This is a genomic window from Blautia glucerasea (assembly GCF_020537505.1).
GTDB lineage: Bacteria > Bacillota > Clostridia > Lachnospirales > Lachnospiraceae > Blautia_A.
This window is the reverse complement of the sequence record NZ_JAJBMO010000019.1, coordinates 20,212-36,639: the sequence shown is the minus strand read 5'-3', so window position 1 is coordinate 36,639 and position 16,428 is coordinate 20,212. Positions and strand designations below refer to the sequence as shown.

Sequence of the window (16,428 nt, the reverse complement as noted above, 5' to 3'; positions counted from 1 at the left end):
CTACTATAACGAAGCGCATTCCTGTATGTCTTCAAAAAAGGATATAAAATTTACAAATTTTCAGATCCATTCTTTCAGACAGTCAAAGGCGATCCGCTCAGCCCCTCTTTCCAGATGGATGATGCCGCATTCCCGAAATCCAAACTTCTTCAGTGCTCCCTGCATTGGTTTGTTATCTTCATGGGTGTCAATGCGCAGATATCCGCATTTCTCCATACCATAGGAAAAAGCAGCTTTCGTTACGCCTCTTGTTTCTCCATCGGAAGCTACCCTGTGAATAACTCCGTATGGCTTCTGCCGGCTGTGCCATGCCCCGTTTTCGATCACACGGTACGTAGGATCTTCCCCAATAAAAAACACAAACGTTCCTACGATCTTCCCGTTTTCCTCACATACATGGGAAATGCCTTGTTTCACATCATTCTCTACAGTGGAAACCTCGGGATAACGGTCCTCCCACTGGTTGGGATTGCCATTGTTTTTCATAAATTCTCTTGCGATTTTGTATAACTCCAGGATCTGCGGAAGATCCTGTACAGTAGATTTTCTAATATTCATAGATATGCTCCTCATATGATTTCATTCGCTTCTATATGTTATTGGCATTTTTAATCCAGCCTGTATAAACAGGCCAGTTTGCTGCCATATGTTTTTTTAGTATAGCATATGGGAAATCTTCACCGCAATAATGGATTTTCCACCTTTTTGCACCAGTTCCAGGCGGTCTGGATAAACCCGGATCTTTTCTATTTCTTCCAGCAGACACAAGGTACAGGCTTTGGAAATGGAATGATCCTGCTCCAGGAATTGCCGGATCTGTCCTGGACGATCCGGCACGCCGTTATTCTGTACCAGATTCTGCCCATGCTTTTCTGCACGTTCCACCGGTTTCTGGATCCTTTTTTCTAATTTTCGCTGCAATTCATATTGTTTTTCCCTGAAAACCGGCTCTTCTATGATTCCTTCCAGATATTTATCCAGAAGGAGCCGCTGCTGATGCTTGATCTTTTTCTCTGTCTGTTCCAGATTCTTTCGTGCGCTCTTTTCCTGTTCTTCCAGACATTCTTTCATAATTTGCACAAAAGCTTCTATAAGCGCAGGTTCTGACAGGCTGGATCCTGATTCCGCAGATAAGCGCAGGGAACTATTTGCTTCTGCAAAAAATACGTGTTCCTCCAGGTCCATATTTTCCAGAACAGAAAAAAGGACCGGTTCTTTTAAATGAATATTCTCACAACCTCCTGTCCTGCCCTCCTTTTTCCGCCCTTGTTCCAGATAGGTCCTGCACTTCCATTCATGGACCAAATCCTTTTTCCGTCTTCTTGTGGTCCTGTAAAAAGGCGCTCCGCAAAGACCACAGACCAGTTTTCCACTTAAAGTATACTTTCCTTTGTTTCTCCCATATTCCACATTTTCCCGTTCTTCCGGAATGTTCCTTCTTCTATCTATTTCCCGGTTTGCGGCTTCCCACAATTCCTCCGGAACAATAGCCGGAATGCATTTTTCGTAAATGAAAAACTGTTCTTCCGGATTTTTCACTGTCTTTCTGGTATCAAAATCATAATGTTTCCGATTCATCACTACAGTCCCCTTGTTAATAGGGTTCCGGATCATACGGCGGATATCTGAATCCGAAAAGGGATTTCCATTGCGTTTTCGGATTCCCTCTTCCAGCAAAATCCGGGAAATCCTTCTGCTGCCCAATCCAGCAGCACAAAGCTCATACATTTTTCTTTTCACTGCGGCTTCTTCTTCCACAAGCACCAGGCTTTTGTCCGGCATTTTCCGGAATCCATAGGTATTGGAGGTAAGCATCAGGGCGCTTCCTGTTTTCTGGCGGTTCCGGTGGGCATTGTTGATCTTTCTGCTTAACTCCCGGCTGTATTCCTCAGCCAGAATTGCCTTAATACCAGTGATCAGTGCATCGTCCTTATTGTAAAAACGGTTTTCCAGATACAGATACAGCTGCTTTCCACTTGTTACCAGACGGTCAATAAAAATATACCAGTCCCGGGTGTTCCGCATCAGTCTGTCCTGGGATTTTATCACCACAATCTCGAACCTATCTCTAAGAAGATCTGCAAAAAGTCTTTGGTATTGTTCTCTTCCTCTGGTGCTGGTACCGGACCGGCTCTCGATATATTCGTCCTCCAAAGACCAGTTCAGGCGGCGGACGCATTCTCTTGCCTCTGCCGCCTGTCTTATCAGGGCGTCCCTCTGGCACTCTTCCTCTGTGCTGCACCGGCAGTAAATCACCGCCCGCATCTTAAAGTGCCTCCATATTTCTTTATTCTTTCTTTCAAGCCCACCCCTTCTGCTAGGGTGATCTGGTTTTCCTCTGTCAGGATATCCACAAGCTTCTCAAGGACTTTCTGTTCTTTTGCCAAAGCAAAGGATTCTGGCTTCCGGAATTCCGATAAACACATATGTCATCACCAGCTGATAAACCTTGTTTTATATTATGTAGCTTCCACTTTTCCTGTCACAAGGATTGCGTTTTTACCGTCTATCCCACTGGCGGCTTATCCAGCATGTGCCACTCCCATTCCGGGTCGATCACCGGGTCAGCCGTTTCCAGTACTGCACAGTCCTTATCACATCCATCCACTGCACAGACACAGGCCATTCCCGCTTTCTCAAAATGTCCAGGCATGCCTTCATAGCGCACACACCAAAGCCCACGGTAATGCATTCTTTTGCACAATCCATATTCATATTCGTATTTTACTGTTTTCTCTGACATTTTTTACCTCTCTTATAAATTTTTCTTTAATGCCAGAAGCTGGCAATTCTTTCATTTTTCAATTTTCCACAGCACATTTTTACCATCCTGGTAAATACAGTCCATCGCCAGTCTGACGCCTGGTTTTTCTGTCATAGGATCTTCCATTCCAACAGCCAGCGTATATCCATTCTCCAAAAGTGCCGGGACATCTTTGGTTTCAAATACGGTCTTCGTAATAAGCTGTGTTTCAGGCAAAACAGAAGAAAGAAGCATATTCACCGCTGCCTTTTCTTCCAGTTTTCCAGATGGATCCTCCAGATACAGATATACCGGCCAGTTTTGATAAAACGGGGCAACCCCATCGTTATTCCAGCTCAGCCGCAGGCAATCCCTTTGTCCCTCATTTTTCCAGACAGCCTCTGAAATCCACAAACGGTACCCCATATTCGAAAGCAACTTCTCATATCCCTCTTTTTTTTCTTTCAGAATGTGTCTTCGCTTCTTCAAGCTTACCTGGGTACTGATGTCCATTGTGATTTTGTGTATGATTGCCATGATCCTTTATGGGATTCTCGCATTTATTGAAAAACATTATCTGAAAAAATGATAGGGAAAAGGTAACTGTTAACACCTTAAAAGAGGGAACGTGTCACTTTTTACACGTTCCCTCTTTCTTTATGCCAGAGTATGTTTGAAAAAGGCTTTCTGCAAAATATACCGCAAAGTGGGGCGTGCAGATTGCAGGAATGATTTTTCAAACAGGCTCTAGTTCAGATGCAAGCTTTGTCAGCCATTTCACTGCATTTTCTACATTCCCGGAATTTGCCAGGATACCGATCTGAATCGGTTCATAGGCTACTTCCAGGTCGCTTGCCAGCTGATCAGAAGTGATGGTGATGCTGTATTTATCCTCCTGCTCGCCAAAAGCCTGATAAACGTCCTCTGGCAAAAGCTCTGTCAGATCCATAAAATACTCATCCTTATTCTGGAATCCAGCCATATAATCCTCAGAACCAATCAACACATCCATTGCCCCAGCCGCCACCTTGGTGGTAAATGCCATCTGGCTGTAAGATTCCAGCGCCACTCCGTCTTCGCCGGTGCGCAGGCTTTCATCCACAGTGACAACCTCATAGGGATCGTCCTGGATCTCCAGGGCTTCCTGCACCTTTTCCTCGGCTTCTTCCTGTTTCATTCCGTAGGAATCAATTACCATAACGGTAAGGGCTGTGTGGATCTTGGAATTCTGGTACATATCTTTTACAAAAAAGGCAAGGGCGATCACCGCCACCACAGCTGCCATCTGTGGCTTATAATATGCCCAGATATACTGAAGCCTGCCTCCCAGTCCCATGCTGGACAGCTTCATCTTCTCAAGCTCCCGCTTCTCCTTCTTGGTCAGGTCCGATTCGTGCTTGTACCGGATGTCGTTCTCGTCGATTTTCTGCGGTTCTTCCTGGTTTTCGTCTTTTAACTCGATTCTCATATGTTCTCCCGTGCTCTGCTTCTCTTCCGTAATATTTTTTAATTGTAACACGTTTTTCATATTTTGAACAGACTTTCCAGGATAAAGTCACAGTTCTTTCACAGTTACAACGGCTACGCCCGCAGCCAGCTCCCATCCAGCCGGGCCAGAAGTCTTGCATTGTGGTACGCCATCCGAAGTGTCAGGCAGGTACGCCCAAGATATTTGGTCCCGTCTGGAGTTTTCATACAGGCCAGCGCCAGATCCGGAATACCGGGATTTTGCAGGCAGATGGGGATCAGAAGCTGAATGGAATGATTGTAATACTGGGGGATGGCAGCCTTATAGTCAGACTCCAGAATCCGTCTGGTCTGCTGCAGGGCTCCGTCAAAAAGCTGCACCCGCATGCCGCTTTCCCGGACTGCGCCTGGCAGTCTTCTCACATTCTCCTCATCATCAAATATATGCTCATACTGGGGAACCACCGGCAGCTTTGTATCAAACACCAGATCCGAAGGATTTTCCACATAACTTGCCCTGGGAGGCAGATCTCTGATTTTAATTTTTAAAAGTGAGTAGTCGGTATAAAATCCTTCCAGATACCATTTCTGTCTGTCTGGCACAACATTGGGTACGAAATAGGCGTAAATCGGCTGATAATACTGATTAAAGAGTCCTGTGTGAAAAAGTGCATATTCTTTTTCTTCTGTCACTTTTCCTTCTTCATACAGTCTGCGGAATGTGTTTTCCAGATATCCTTTTAAAATCCCATAATCCCCGGATTCTCCAAAGCTCCACTTTTCCGGGGATATCCTGGCCAGATTCTGTATCTGGCGGTTATAGTTTCCGCAGTATGTAAAATCGAATAGGTTCATTTTAACCTCCTGTCCATTTTCTTCTCCTCTTTACATTTTATTGTGGAAAAAAGCTGGCAGAACTGCCAGTTTACAAGAATCGTTACGGTCCACCAGCGAACCAGTAACCAAGAATATTCTCTGGTCTCACCGACCTTGCTTAAAGGGTAGCACACGCCCGTCAAAAGTACAAGAAAAAGCGTTCGCCTCTTTCCGACAGAAGATGACAGCCATTACGGTTCACTGGAAACATTCCGTGGGTGTAAATGGCAGCCATTCAATTTTCATTGCATCCAGGCAATTTTTCACCTATAATAAATTGCATATACAGGGTTGGAACACCGCATCAAAGCATTCCGCCCGGGAGGTATTTTTGTGAAAAAAGAGGGCTACTACTCTTCTGGTCAGTTTGCCCGGATGTCCGGGGTAACCCTGCGGACCATCCGCTACTATGATCAGCACGATATTTTGAAACCATCTCTTGTCTCCGGTTCCGGAGCCAGATTTTATACAGATGGAGATTTCGCCAGACTTCAGCAGATCCTGCTTTTGAAGTACCTTGGCTTTTCCCTGGAGGACATCCGGGAGATGACCATTGAGGATCCGGACAGCCACTTTATGCTCAACGCCCTGAATGTACAGCTGAAGCTGGTGCAGGACCGGATCGAGCAGATGCAGCTGGTAGAAAAAACTTTAAAGGACACCGCTCGGGCGATTTCCGAGGAACACACCGTAGACTGGAGCCGTATGCTAGATCTGATCCATCTGACAGTTATGGAAAAGAGCCTGAAAAATCAATACCAGAACGCTTCCAATATTTCTTCCAGGATCAATCTGCACAGCCTGTATTCCGTAAATCAGGAGGGCTGGTTTCCATGGATCTTCCGGCAGTGCCAGATCCATGAGGGCATGAACATCCTGGAGCTGGGCTGCGGAGATGGTGCATTGTGGACCCAGAATCTGGAACGGCTGCCTGAGGGGGTACATATCACCCTGTCCGACATTTCACAGGGCATGCTTCGTGACGCCAGACGTGCCATCGGAGGCAGCGATTCCCGTTTTTCCTTCAAAGCCTTTGACTGCCATACCATTCCGGCAAGACTTGGAACCTTCGACCTGGTAATCGCCAACCATGTTCTCTTTTACTGTGAGGATATTGGAAAGGTCTGCCAGAATGTCCAGAAGCTGCTGAAGCCAGGAGGCCGTTTTCTTTGCAGCACCTATGGTTCCCGGCACATGCGGGAGGTCAGTCTTCTGGTCCAGTCCTTTGACGAGCGGATCGCTCTTTCTGCAGACAAACTGTACGAGCGCTTCGGACGGGAAAACGGAGCCCAGATCCTTTCCCCTTATTTTCAGCAGATCACATGGAAGACATATGAAGATGAGCTGATCGTCACCGATGCAGAGCCGCTTATCTCCTATATTCTATCCTGCCACGGCAACCAAAATCAGTACCTGCCGGACCGTTACAAGGATTTTCGGGCTCTTGTTAAGAAGAAAACAGAAAATGGCTTCCATATTACCAAGGATGCCGGAGTATTTCTTTGTGAAAAAGTAACAAACTTAAAATAATTTTGAAAAAGCCCTTGAAGGTGACGTAAGGTAACCTTTTATAATACATTCACAGACACCGGTCAGGGCAATAGAATCGCTGTACCAACAGTATTCACGGACGGCTGAGCAATTACGTCCCTGACACCATCAGATCTGTTACGGTTTCTATATTATATAAGCCGTAACATAATTCCACAAAAGGAGAATGATATTATGAAGGGAATTATTTTAGCCGGTGGATCCGGTACCAGACTTTACCCGTTAACCATGGTTACCTCCAAGCAGCTGCTTCCAATTTATGATAAACCAATGATCTACTATCCCCTCTCCGTTCTTATGAACGCAGGAATCCGCGATATCCTGATCATTTCCACACCACAGGATACTCCCCGTTTCAAGGATCTTCTTGGTGACGGACATCAGTTCGGCGTTCATCTTACCTACGCCGTACAGCCAAGCCCGGATGGACTTGCCCAGGCCTTTATCATCGGTGAAGAATTTATTGGAAATGACACCGTAGCCATGGTTCTCGGAGATAATATTTTCGCAGGACACGGCCTAAAAAAACGTCTGAAAGCCGCTGTTGAAAATGCAAGCACAGGAAAAGGTGCTACTGTATTCGGCTACTATGTAGACGATCCGGAGCGTTTCGGTATTGTAGAATTCGACCAGGAAGGCAAGGCAATTTCCATCGAGGAGAAGCCAGCGAAACCGAAGAGCAACTACTGTGTAACCGGACTTTACTTCTATGACAACAAGGTGGTAGAATATGCAAAGAACCTAAAACCAAGTGCCCGCGGAGAGCTTGAGATCACAGACCTGAACCGTATTTACCTGGAAAAAGGCCAGTTAAATGTAGAGCTTCTGGGACAGGGCTTCACATGGCTTGACACTGGTACGCACGAAAGCCTTGTAGATGCTACCAACTTTGTAAAAACGGTAGAAACACATCAGCATCGTAAGATTGCCTGCCTGGAGGAGATTGCATACTTAAACGGCTGGATTTCCAAAGAAGAGGTTATGGAAGTTTACAACGTGCTGAAGAAAAACCAGTACGGCCAGTATCTGAAGGATGTACTGGATGGCAAGTATATGGATGTGCTGCACTAAGCAATAATTCACTTATACACTTTATTTTTTTATCGACCCCCTGACAGCCTGAACAGCCTTTGCAGCTTGTCATATAACCATGGTCCATCTGCACACCATATTCAGGCTCTATAAAAAGCAAAGGAGAAACAAGAAATGAACATTATCGTTACCGGCGGTGCCGGATTTATCGGAAGCAACTTTATTTTCCACATGTTAAAAAAATACCCGGATTACCGGATCATCTGCCTGGACTGCCTTACCTATGCAGGTAACCTTTCCACACTGGCACCAGTTATGGACAACCCGAATTTCCGTTTTGTAAAAGAGAGCATCACAGACCGCGAGGCTGTTTACAAGCTTTTCGAAGAAGAACATCCGGACATGGTTGTAAACTTCGCAGCTGAGAGCCACGTTGACCGTTCCATCGAGAACCCGGAAGTGTTCCTGAACACCAATATTATCGGTACTGCTGTTCTTATGGACGCATGCCGCAAATACGGAATCAAACGTTACCATCAGGTTTCCACAGATGAGGTTTACGGAGATCTGCCTCTTGACAGACCGGACCTGTTCTTCACAGAGGAGACTCCGATCCACACAAGCAGCCCATACAGCTCTTCCAAGGCTTCTGCTGACCTTCTGGTACTTGCTTACCACAGAACCTATGGACTTCCAGTATCCATCAGCCGCTGCTCCAACAACTACGGCCCATATCATTTCCCGGAAAAACTGATTCCGCTTATGATTGCCAACGCATTAAACGACAAACCACTTCCCGTTTATGGAAAGGGTGAGAACGTTCGTGACTGGCTGTATGTTGAAGATCACTGCCGCGCTATCGACCTGATCATCCATAAAGGACGTGTAGGCGAGGTTTACAACGTTGGTGGACACAACGAGATGAAGAACATTGACATTGTTAAGATTATCTGCAAAGAGCTTGGCAAACCAGAGAGCCTGATCACATATGTCACAGACCGTAAGGGGCATGACATGCGTTATGCCATCGACCCAACCAAGATCCACAATGAACTTGGCTGGCTGCCGGAGACCAAATTCGCAGACGGTATCAAGAAAACCATCCAGTGGTACCTGGATAACAAGGAGTGGTGGGAGACTATCATTTCCGGAGAATATCAGAATTATTACGAGAAAATGTACGGCAACCGCTAAGGAGGGCTGTTTTTATGAAACTGTTTGTAACAGGTGTGGCCGGTCAGCTTGGTCATGATGTAATGAACGAACTTAACAAACGCGGATACAAGGGGGTAGGCTCTGACCTTGCCCCGGAGTATAGCGGAATCCAGGACGGAACTGCAGTTACCACAATGCCATATGTGTCTGTGGATATTACAGACGCTGCTGCCGTGGAAAAAGCCATTACAGAAGCTGGTGTGGATGGTGTAGTTCACTGTGCAGCCTGGACTGCTGTAGATGCAGCTGAAGATGAGGACAAGCAGGAAATCGTCCGCAAGGTAAACGTACTTGGTACAGAAAACATTGCAAAGGTCTGCAAAAAACTTGGCATCAAAATGATGTATCTTTCCACAGACTATGTATTTGACGGCCAGGGCACCACTCCATGGGAGCCGGACTGCAAAGCCTATAAACCGCTTAACGTTTACGGCCAGACCAAATTGGACGGCGAGCTCGCAGTTTATAACAATGTTGACAAATTCTTCATCATCCGTATTGCATGGGTATTTGGCAAAAACGGCAGGAACTTTATCAAGACCATGTTAAACGTTGCCAAAACACACGATACCTTAAAGGTTGTCAACGACCAGATCGGTACTCCTACCTATACTTATGACCTTGCCCGCCTGATGATCGATATGATACTCACGGACAAATACGGTTACTACCATGCAACCAATGAGGGTGGTTATATCAGCTGGTACGATTTCACAAAGGAAATCTTCCGCCAGGCTGTAGAGCTTGGACATACCGAGTATGCCGAGGATAAAGTGACAGTTCTTCCAGTTACCACTGCTGAGTACGGTGTTTCCAAGGCTGCCCGTCCATTTAACAGCCGCCTGGATAAGAAGAAGCTGGTAGAAAACGGCTTCACACCTCTTCCAACCTGGCAGGATGCACTGGCAAGATATCTGAAAGAGATTGAGTTTTAGGATTCGTTAGCACGGCAGCCGCAAGGGTCTCATGCAGGCATGGACTTTGGCTCGCCACTCACATAAATCGCATAATAAAATGCAGCTGGTTTCAAAATGCATTGTTTTTATAACAATTTTAACATTTTGAAATCAGCTGCGTTTTTTAATCTTTATTATCTTCTCTTCTGATAGGGACTGGCGCCGTTTTTTCGTTTTTTCTGGCTTTTCTGTTTTTTCTTCTTGTTCTCGCCATAGTAGTCTTCCAGATATTCCTCGATCACATCATCCTCATCCACACCATACTCGTCCAGAATCTCATCAATTTCTTCGTCATCCGCATTGGAAAGATCATCATCCAGATCCTCTACCGGGTTCCTTCTGGCGTATCTGCCGTCAGCCTCTTCCTCAGGAGATTCATAGCTGTAATCCTCTTCCTGTTCGTAATCTTCCAGACGTTTTCTGCGCTGCTCACGGGATTTTCTTCTTGCAGCCGGAGAATCATCGAAATCATATTCCTCGTTATCATAAGAAGCTGCACGTTTCCTTCTGCCGCTTTTTCCAGTTTCCATTTCCATGTCTGGTTTCTTTCTGGAAGCTTTACCACCTGCAGAGTTTCTGCTGGCCCTTTTTTCTCCGCTGCGATTATCTGCATTTTTTTCGTTTCTTTCTTTAGAAGATCTGCGCCTTGGCTCTGTCTCTTCCTCATCCCCATCAGCTTCTCTTTTTCTTCTCTTTCCCTGGAGCACTTCTTCCTCTTCCTCGTCGTAATCATCCTCATATTTCGGTTTATTGATCGTAAACTGGATCAGCATTCCTACAAGGGCAAAACCAACGGAAAAGATGATTCCAAAGGGGATTTCTTCCATATTGGCCAGCTTGGCTGTGGCAAAGCCGCTTAAAATACCGCCCAAGATACTGGTTCCCACAATAATCACTTCCCGCTCATAGCGAAGAGCCAGCATTCCAAGCCCCACACCTGCCAGAAGACAGATAAAAAAGCTAAAGGAGGTCGTTGGATGGATAATATAAACCGTAAGCGTCAGCCCGATTCCAGCACCCATAATAAAAATACCAGCCTTAAACACCGCAAAGGAAAGGATCGCAAGGATCAATCCCACACCAATCATTCCCACTGCATAGTAGAGCTTCTCTCCAAATCCGATCTGATAGACGGCAAACAGACCAATGCCTGCTCCGATCAGAAATCCAAAGATCATCATCCAGAATCTAAGCAGCCGGTAACCAAGAACACAATTCATGATTCCAAACACAAGCACCACTCCAAAAATCACCATGAATAAGGTGCCTGCAATCTGCATGTCATGTACTCTTCCTGCAATGTTCATCACATTTTTCAAAATATCAATCATAGTTTTACCTCCTCCCTGAAGTCACATTCCACTTCAGCCTTCATCTGCCAGAATCCGCCTGGCAAATCATTCTTTTAATGGTTGATAGATTTTCAAAACATATAATAAATCGTTTTCAGATTTTCCAGAATTCCATAATGGTACTCTACCTGACTCATACCATACAAGGTCATATAATATCTGGCTGCCTCCTGAATGGCATCTCCGTTGATCCATTCTGCCTTCGCCTGGTCGAAAGCCTCCTGACTGGAGAACTTAAACCGCACTACTGCCGCCCCGTTATTTAACCGCATCTGACAGTATGCAAGAATTTCCTGATAATCATAGCTGTCAAAGCAGCCCTGGTTCAGCACATAGAAATTCATGGCTGTGGCAGTACATTCCGGAACCGGAAACTCCTCAGATGGTGTGTACGTCATCTCATACTCAGAAGGAAACGGACACAGATAATCATATATGATCGTCTTATGCTCTGCAAGCTGAACCGCATCTCCCTCCAGAAATTCCGGCTGGTCGCCATTGGTAGCATCAAAATAATAGTACTCCCCATTGAGGGTGATAATGTTCCAGGCATGTCCTTCTGTACTTCCTGCGGTACTTCCCTCCACATAAATACAGGGAACTCCAAGATATTCCAGCAGATACTGGGCTGCCCCTGCATATCCGGCACAGACCGCCTGCTTTTTCCAGAAGATTCCAGCCATACTCTGGTCATCCTCAGATTCCTGATATTCTGCATTGTCAATGAGATACGTATAAACCGTTTTCGCCTTTTCGTAATCATCGGCGCCTTCCGGAAGCAGTGTGCTTACATTCTGACAGGCATTCTCTGCTGCTGCCTGAATCTCCTGTATTTCCTCATCCGTATAGCTGTAACCAGGCGAAAACATGCAATAATTGGCATCTGAGAAGGTGGTTTTATACACCTGCTTCCGGTTATGTACCCAGAACAGCTCCGGGTGATCCATCAAAACTGCATGATAAACCTTATTGACCGTATCGTCATCATAGATGGTAAGATAAAATTCCTTCTTCCTTGCCTTGATCCCATCTATCATTTCCCGGTAGCCCCGCTGCTCTTCTTCGTTCAGCAGCCCAAAATAGTATTCCTGACTGGTTCCCTCCGTATCTGTATCTGCCACCTCCTGTTTCCGCAGATCCCGGACCTCCTTAGGCTCCCCGGAGAAAATCTCAGGAGCGTTGTCCAAAAGCCCCTCTCCTACCTTTACAAGCAGATCAGAAGACTCATACTGCTGCTGATAAATAAATACGCCCAGGGAAATTGCAAGCACAAGCAAAATAATAAAAATAATTTTCCAGGGTTTTCTTTTTCTCATTCCGTCTCCTTATCATTGCTGCAAATCCGGCAAACAATCACTTTTATCCCAGCTGGCGGATCCGTTCCAGAATGTCTCTGGTATTTTCCCGAAACAGAAGCTCTTTATTATAGCGGTAATATCTCTCACAGGAATACTCCTGAAGGAAAGAAACCGCCGGGCTGCTGGTATTCAGCTCTGTGATAAACACCACCAGCTCCTGACCGCCTGCAAAGGCACTCTCCATAAAGTCAAAGGCGTATTCCAGCTGCCTTGCTGCCTGGTCAAAGTCTTCCTCATAGCCTTCTTTTTCCTCATTAAACCAGCCTCTGAGAAAGGAAAAGGCAGCTTCGCCAGCCTGAACGTTCTCTTTTTTCAGGTTCAGCACATACTTCTCCAGAGTATCCAGGACCTGCTGGTCATGATGGAGATCCTCTCTGGACAAAAGTCCTGCCTTTTTCTTCATCCCGGAATCTGCCAGATAACCATTCTTCACATCCTCCAGATAAACAACCGGCTGGTCCTTCTGAACGCCCATAAGAGGCTCTTTGGCTTCTTTTAACAGATCAAACACAGTGGCAAGCTTCTCTTCCTCTGCCTGTACCTTTCCAAAGACTTTATTCAGTCTGGAAAGAAGAAGTCCGGTAACACTCAGCTTTTCGTCAAAGGAAGCATGCGCTGCTTTTTTCACCAGAATATCATCAATATGGCCATTTAGTACCTCATCGATCTGATAATCGGTACGATACTTATAGAAAAGCTCCAGATAGTTGGCAAAATCCCTGGCGATCTGGGGATGCTGGATATACTGGACTACCACGTCCTTATCCACGGTCTTGTCCAGCTTCTCATAAACCTGGATTAGCCTGGACAGGTCTTCCCAGCCTCGGGGCGTTGCAAAATTCTTGCCATCCACTGTGCTCTCCATCTTATAAAAATTAGAGGGCCTTGTATTCAGATAAGAGATCACCGCCGGATGGATGCCTCTTGCATAAGCATATTCTCTCCATGCGTCAAAATCCGGCTCTACCAGAATCTTCTTCACACGGTCCATGGTCACCACGTCAAATTCCCGGACAGATTTGTTATATTCCGGCGGATTTCCTGCTGCCACGATCAGCCATCCCTCCGGGATCTTATGGCTTCCAAAGGTTTTGCACTGAAGGAACTGCAGCATGGCAGGAGCCAGTGTCTCGGAAACACAGTTGATCTCATCAATAAACAGAATTCCTTCCCGAAGGCCGGATTCCTGGATTTTCTCATAGATGGATGCCACGATTTCACTCATGGTATATTCTGTCACAGCCATCTCTTTACCATCAAATTCTTTCTTTGAAATAAAAGGCAGGCCAATGGCACTCTGTCTGGTATGGTGGGTGATCGTATAGGACACCAGCCCTACCTTACACTCTCTGGAAATCTGCTCCATAATCTGCGTCTTACCGATTCCTGGCGCTCCAATGAGGAAGATCGGACGCTGGGCCATGGTGGGGATCTCATATTCCCCATATTTATTTTTTAAAAGATAGGCCTCTATGGTGTTGCGTATCTCTTCTTTTGCTCGTTTGATATTCATAATGTTCTCCTCGTCTTTACAGATTGGCATTTCTTTTAAAACAGCCCTTTTTGTTTCCCTACAGGATTTCTGTTCCCTTTAAATCCTCTTCCCCAAGAATCAGCTTGATCGCCCATGGCGGCACATCAATATCCTGGTAATCCTCCTTCATAAACACAAAAGCGGTCTCGTAAGGCGGCATTTTCGCTGGATAGATTCCATACCCATCTGTAAAATAAATCAGTCCCCGAAGCTTTGTAAACTTCTTTGCCCTAAGAAGCTGTTCCACATAAGTAAAAGCAGGGCGAAAATCAGTGCCGCCCCCTCCTTTCACAGTGAAATGGGACATATATTCTTTTAACTGCATGGCATTTTCGATCACTGCATCAGACTGGACCTTCTCATCACACTGAAGAATGTGCACATGGATCCGTCTGAAAAAGCTCTCCGATTCACTTAGCACACTGTAGGTTTCCTCCAGAAATTTCTGGACCAGTTCTCCTTTACAGGACATGGAAGTGTCGATGACGATCACAAAATCCTCCACCTTCCGCTCTTCCTTTGTCTCCAACGGCTCGATCAGCGGCATATTGCCATACAGGTTCATTCCATAATTGTAAAATATATAATCGAAAGTGTCCATATCCACTTTCATTTCTTCTTTTAAAACAGAAAATTTTCGCAAAAATTCCTTATAGTCATAGTGATTGCGGTTCTGGGCACGAAGCTGCTCTACAAGAGTCTCACCGCCCTCTCCCGCTTCCTTGGAGAAAGTCTCCATCTCCGTCTGCATGCGGTTCCGGATGTCATCCCAGTTCTTTTTCCGCTGGGACATCCGGGGACTGTTTGGGTGATTTTCGTACCACTTCACATGGTCATCCTGGACAAATTCCCTGCGCAGCTCCTGCATTTTGTTCTCAGGCAGATGCAGAGACTGAAGCTTCCGGTATACTCTCTGAGCTGTCAGGACCTTTCCTTCCTCCAGGATCAGCTGCAATGCCTGGCGCTTCACCATGGACACTGGCAGGTGCACACATTTCAGATAAAGCCCGTCGATGATATTTTCCACCGTAATGTCACAGGCAAGATTCCAGTACTGCACATCTACAGCTGGATTTCCCTCCCCATCCCGCTCCGGGAAGCAATGGAGAAAAATACAGTGCAAAAGACTGTGAAGATAAATCCGGTTCACCTTCTCCTGGCTTCGCCGAAACAGTTCCATCAGCTCTTCTGGCTGATAATACAGAGCCATGCCATCTGTTCCCACAGGATGCACTCCCATATCCCCCTGAAAGCCAAGGGATGAAAGGGCACAGTCCATAAACCGCATATTCAGATAAAGCCGGTTTCTGGAACTGGATAAAATATCCTGACAGATCGTTTCCGCAGCTAATGCCCGTTCCTGCGCATCATGAACCGGATTCACTTTATACAATTCTCTTTCCTGTGGATCACTCATAGATCAAAACTTCTCCTTCTGGATGGAAAATGCACTCTCTGATATTCCATAAGCATACTTAGGATCTCCGGTGATTTCACCGTGTCTGCCAGGGTCACAAGCCCTGTAAACAGTTCTTTCTGGTCACTTGTAAGAGGATAGGTATGAAGAAGCCATTCCAGCTCCTCTTCTCTTTTTTGTCGGATAAAATCGGAGGCGATCTGCTCCGTATGTGCTCTTAGATACTGCTCATACTGTACCTTCGCCTGGTTAGTCAGTCCGGTTGGCAGGTGCAGTCTGCCGTAAACCATTTCTCTTAGAAAATCAGCAGATTCCTGGGCTCTTGCCATTTCGAACCGCTTGTCATACTCCAGAAAGTGGAATACTTTTCCCTGAAAACAGTTCCGGTAATATAAACCGCTTCCATGAACCTCCGTCATCAGGATTCTGGCAGGTGTGTTCTCCACACCTTCCTCATAATATTCCGGGAACCAGAGCATGGCCTCCACGTCCCCATAAAGATGTACCCTGAGTTCTTCCCCGACCTCAGATAGGATCTCCTTAAGTCCGGACTGTTCGCTGTTCATCAGCACCTCCAGCCTGCGGATCCTGTGACAGCCTGTAAAGGCTCCACTTCCAAGATCTGTAAAGTCACTGGAAAACCAGATTTCTTCCAGATTGCGGCAATTATAAAATCCATACCTTCCTATCTTCTTCACACCGGAGGGAATCCGAATCAGCTGGCAGTTCTTCCCCGAGAACAAATATTCCCCAAGTTCTGTCACTGGCACTCCATCCACCAGTTCCGGAATTTCTACGATCTGCGGATCTCCCTCAATTTCTGTTACTACAGCATGATCTTCCTTAATGTCAAAGGTAAAACCGTTGTCTGTATGCTTTTTCATTTTACACGCTCCTATGTATACTCCTGCAAAAAGGCTACTGGTT

The 16,428-nt window shown here is 45.9% G+C and carries 16 protein-coding genes and 1 pseudogene; 4 read left to right on the top strand and 13 right to left on the bottom strand.

From position 1 onward, the window contains the following. Positions 1–60 precede the first annotated feature (60 nt). The 8 genes and pseudogenes from LIQ05_RS13925 to LIQ05_RS13890 all read right to left on the bottom strand — a co-directional run bounded on the left by LIQ05_RS13925 (position 61) and on the right by LIQ05_RS13890 (position 5,065). Positions 61–558 carry a GNAT family N-acetyltransferase gene (locus tag LIQ05_RS13925; protein ID WP_226821520.1) on the bottom strand — a complete coding sequence of 166 codons (498 nt, stop codon included), beginning with the start codon at positions 556–558 and terminating at the stop codon, positions 61–63. A gap of 96 nt (positions 559–654) precedes the next feature. Further along, complete coding sequence (locus LIQ05_RS13920) at positions 655–2,265, bottom strand: recombinase family protein (RefSeq protein ID WP_226821518.1); 1,611 nt, start codon at positions 2,263–2,265, stop codon at positions 655–657. Beyond that, complete coding sequence (locus tag LIQ05_RS13915; protein ID WP_226821516.1) at positions 2,253–2,426, bottom strand: hypothetical protein; 174 nt, start codon at positions 2,424–2,426, stop codon at positions 2,253–2,255. The genes LIQ05_RS13920 and LIQ05_RS13915 overlap by 13 nt, the downstream gene beginning before the upstream one ends. Before the next feature lie 80 nt (positions 2,427–2,506). Then, entirely contained in the window at positions 2,507–2,743 is a 237-nt protein-coding gene (locus tag LIQ05_RS13910) for a hypothetical protein (protein WP_226821514.1), read from the bottom strand. Positions 2,744–2,794: 51 nt separating this feature from the next. Then, the gene (locus LIQ05_RS13905; RefSeq protein ID WP_318289527.1) at positions 2,795–3,280 is read right to left on the bottom strand and encodes a DUF4832 domain-containing protein; all 486 of its coding nucleotides are present in this window, start codon (positions 3,278–3,280) and stop codon (positions 2,795–2,797) included. Positions 3,281–3,381: 101 nt separating this feature from the next. Beyond that, a pseudogene (locus tag LIQ05_RS20710) lies at positions 3,382–3,456 on the bottom strand (hypothetical protein); the annotation flags it as partial. Between the two features lie 23 nt (positions 3,457–3,479). Further along, positions 3,480–4,211 (bottom strand): hypothetical protein, encoded by a 732-nt coding sequence (locus tag LIQ05_RS13895; protein WP_226821510.1) that lies wholly within the window; start codon positions 4,209–4,211, stop codon positions 3,480–3,482. A gap of 113 nt (positions 4,212–4,324) precedes the next feature. After that, positions 4,325–5,065 (bottom strand): DUF3825 domain-containing protein, encoded by a 741-nt coding sequence (locus tag LIQ05_RS13890; RefSeq protein ID WP_226821508.1) that lies wholly within the window; start codon positions 5,063–5,065, stop codon positions 4,325–4,327. Between the two features lie 354 nt (positions 5,066–5,419). On the opposite strand from LIQ05_RS13890, the gene LIQ05_RS13885 reads away from it, so the two are divergent. The 4 genes from LIQ05_RS13885 to rfbD all read left to right on the top strand — a co-directional run bounded on the left by LIQ05_RS13885 (position 5,420) and on the right by rfbD (position 9,819). Beyond that, positions 5,420–6,616 (top strand): MerR family transcriptional regulator, encoded by a 1,197-nt coding sequence (locus LIQ05_RS13885; RefSeq protein WP_226821506.1) that lies wholly within the window; start codon positions 5,420–5,422, stop codon positions 6,614–6,616. A gap of 195 nt (positions 6,617–6,811) precedes the next feature. Beyond that, positions 6,812–7,708 carry a glucose-1-phosphate thymidylyltransferase RfbA gene (rfbA, locus tag LIQ05_RS13880; RefSeq protein ID WP_226821504.1) on the top strand — a complete coding sequence of 299 codons (897 nt, stop codon included), beginning with the start codon at positions 6,812–6,814 and terminating at the stop codon, positions 7,706–7,708. Between the two features lie 135 nt (positions 7,709–7,843). Next, positions 7,844–8,863 (top strand): dTDP-glucose 4,6-dehydratase, encoded by a 1,020-nt coding sequence (gene rfbB, locus LIQ05_RS13875; RefSeq protein ID WP_021926781.1) that lies wholly within the window; start codon positions 7,844–7,846, stop codon positions 8,861–8,863. A 14-nt stretch (positions 8,864–8,877) separates the two neighbouring features. Beyond that, on the top strand, positions 8,878–9,819 hold the full coding sequence (rfbD, locus tag LIQ05_RS13870; RefSeq protein ID WP_226821502.1) for a dTDP-4-dehydrorhamnose reductase: 942 nt from the start codon (positions 8,878–8,880) through the stop codon (positions 9,817–9,819). 155 nt (positions 9,820–9,974) lie between these two features. Here rfbD and LIQ05_RS13865 read toward each other — a convergent pair whose 3' ends face one another. The 5 genes from LIQ05_RS13865 to LIQ05_RS13845 all read right to left on the bottom strand — a co-directional run bounded on the left by LIQ05_RS13865 (position 9,975) and on the right by LIQ05_RS13845 (position 16,385). Continuing rightward, complete coding sequence (locus LIQ05_RS13865; RefSeq protein ID WP_226821500.1) at positions 9,975–11,171, bottom strand: DUF4203 domain-containing protein; 1,197 nt, start codon at positions 11,169–11,171, stop codon at positions 9,975–9,977. Between the two features lie 92 nt (positions 11,172–11,263). Next, positions 11,264–12,508 carry a transglutaminase domain-containing protein gene (locus LIQ05_RS13860; protein ID WP_226821498.1) on the bottom strand — a complete coding sequence of 415 codons (1,245 nt, stop codon included), beginning with the start codon at positions 12,506–12,508 and terminating at the stop codon, positions 11,264–11,266. Between the two features lie 43 nt (positions 12,509–12,551). Beyond that, the gene (locus LIQ05_RS13855) at positions 12,552–14,063 is read right to left on the bottom strand and encodes an AAA family ATPase (protein ID WP_226821496.1); all 1,512 of its coding nucleotides are present in this window, start codon (positions 14,061–14,063) and stop codon (positions 12,552–12,554) included. 58 nt (positions 14,064–14,121) lie between these two features. Next, positions 14,122–15,501, bottom strand: coding sequence for a VWA-like domain-containing protein (locus LIQ05_RS13850; RefSeq protein ID WP_226821494.1), 1,380 nt, complete (start codon positions 15,499–15,501; stop codon positions 14,122–14,124). After that, positions 15,498–16,385 carry a leucine-rich repeat domain-containing protein gene (locus LIQ05_RS13845; protein WP_226821492.1) on the bottom strand — a complete coding sequence of 296 codons (888 nt, stop codon included), beginning with the start codon at positions 16,383–16,385 and terminating at the stop codon, positions 15,498–15,500. Before LIQ05_RS13845 ends, LIQ05_RS13850 begins: the two co-directional genes overlap by 4 nt. Positions 16,386–16,428 lie beyond the last annotated feature (43 nt).

Excerpts from the sequence above, each read along its gene's own strand:
- LIQ05_RS13845 (WP_226821492.1), bottom strand. The coding sequence starts at position 16,385 with ATGAAAAAGCATACAGACAACGGTTTTACCTTTGACATTAAGGAAGAT.
- rfbB (WP_021926781.1), top strand. The coding sequence starts at position 7,844 with ATGAACATTATCGTTACCGGCGGTGCCGGATTTATCGGAAGCAACTTT.
- LIQ05_RS13905 (WP_318289527.1), bottom strand. The coding sequence starts at position 3,280 with ATGGCAATCATACACAAAATCACAATGGACATCAGTACCCAGGTAAGC.
- LIQ05_RS13855 (WP_226821496.1), bottom strand. The coding sequence starts at position 14,063 with ATGAATATCAAACGAGCAAAAGAAGAGATACGCAACACCATAGAGGCC.
- LIQ05_RS13890 (WP_226821508.1), bottom strand. The coding sequence starts at position 5,065 with ATGAACCTATTCGATTTTACATACTGCGGAAACTATAACCGCCAGATA.
- LIQ05_RS13850 (WP_226821494.1), bottom strand. The coding sequence starts at position 15,501 with ATGAGTGATCCACAGGAAAGAGAATTGTATAAAGTGAATCCGGTTCAT.
- LIQ05_RS13920 (WP_226821518.1), bottom strand. The coding sequence starts at position 2,265 with ATGCGGGCGGTGATTTACTGCCGGTGCAGCACAGAGGAAGAGTGCCAG.
- LIQ05_RS13915 (WP_226821516.1), bottom strand. The coding sequence starts at position 2,426 with ATGTGTTTATCGGAATTCCGGAAGCCAGAATCCTTTGCTTTGGCAAAA.
- LIQ05_RS13860 (WP_226821498.1), bottom strand. The coding sequence starts at position 12,508 with ATGAGAAAAAGAAAACCCTGGAAAATTATTTTTATTATTTTGCTTGTG.
- LIQ05_RS13910 (WP_226821514.1), bottom strand. The coding sequence starts at position 2,743 with ATGTCAGAGAAAACAGTAAAATACGAATATGAATATGGATTGTGCAAA.
- LIQ05_RS13895 (WP_226821510.1), bottom strand. The coding sequence starts at position 4,211 with ATGAGAATCGAGTTAAAAGACGAAAACCAGGAAGAACCGCAGAAAATC.
- rfbD (WP_226821502.1), top strand. The coding sequence starts at position 8,878 with ATGAAACTGTTTGTAACAGGTGTGGCCGGTCAGCTTGGTCATGATGTA.
- rfbA (WP_226821504.1), top strand. The coding sequence starts at position 6,812 with ATGAAGGGAATTATTTTAGCCGGTGGATCCGGTACCAGACTTTACCCG.
- LIQ05_RS13865 (WP_226821500.1), bottom strand. The coding sequence starts at position 11,171 with ATGATTGATATTTTGAAAAATGTGATGAACATTGCAGGAAGAGTACAT.
- LIQ05_RS13925 (WP_226821520.1), bottom strand. The coding sequence starts at position 558 with ATGAATATTAGAAAATCTACTGTACAGGATCTTCCGCAGATCCTGGAG.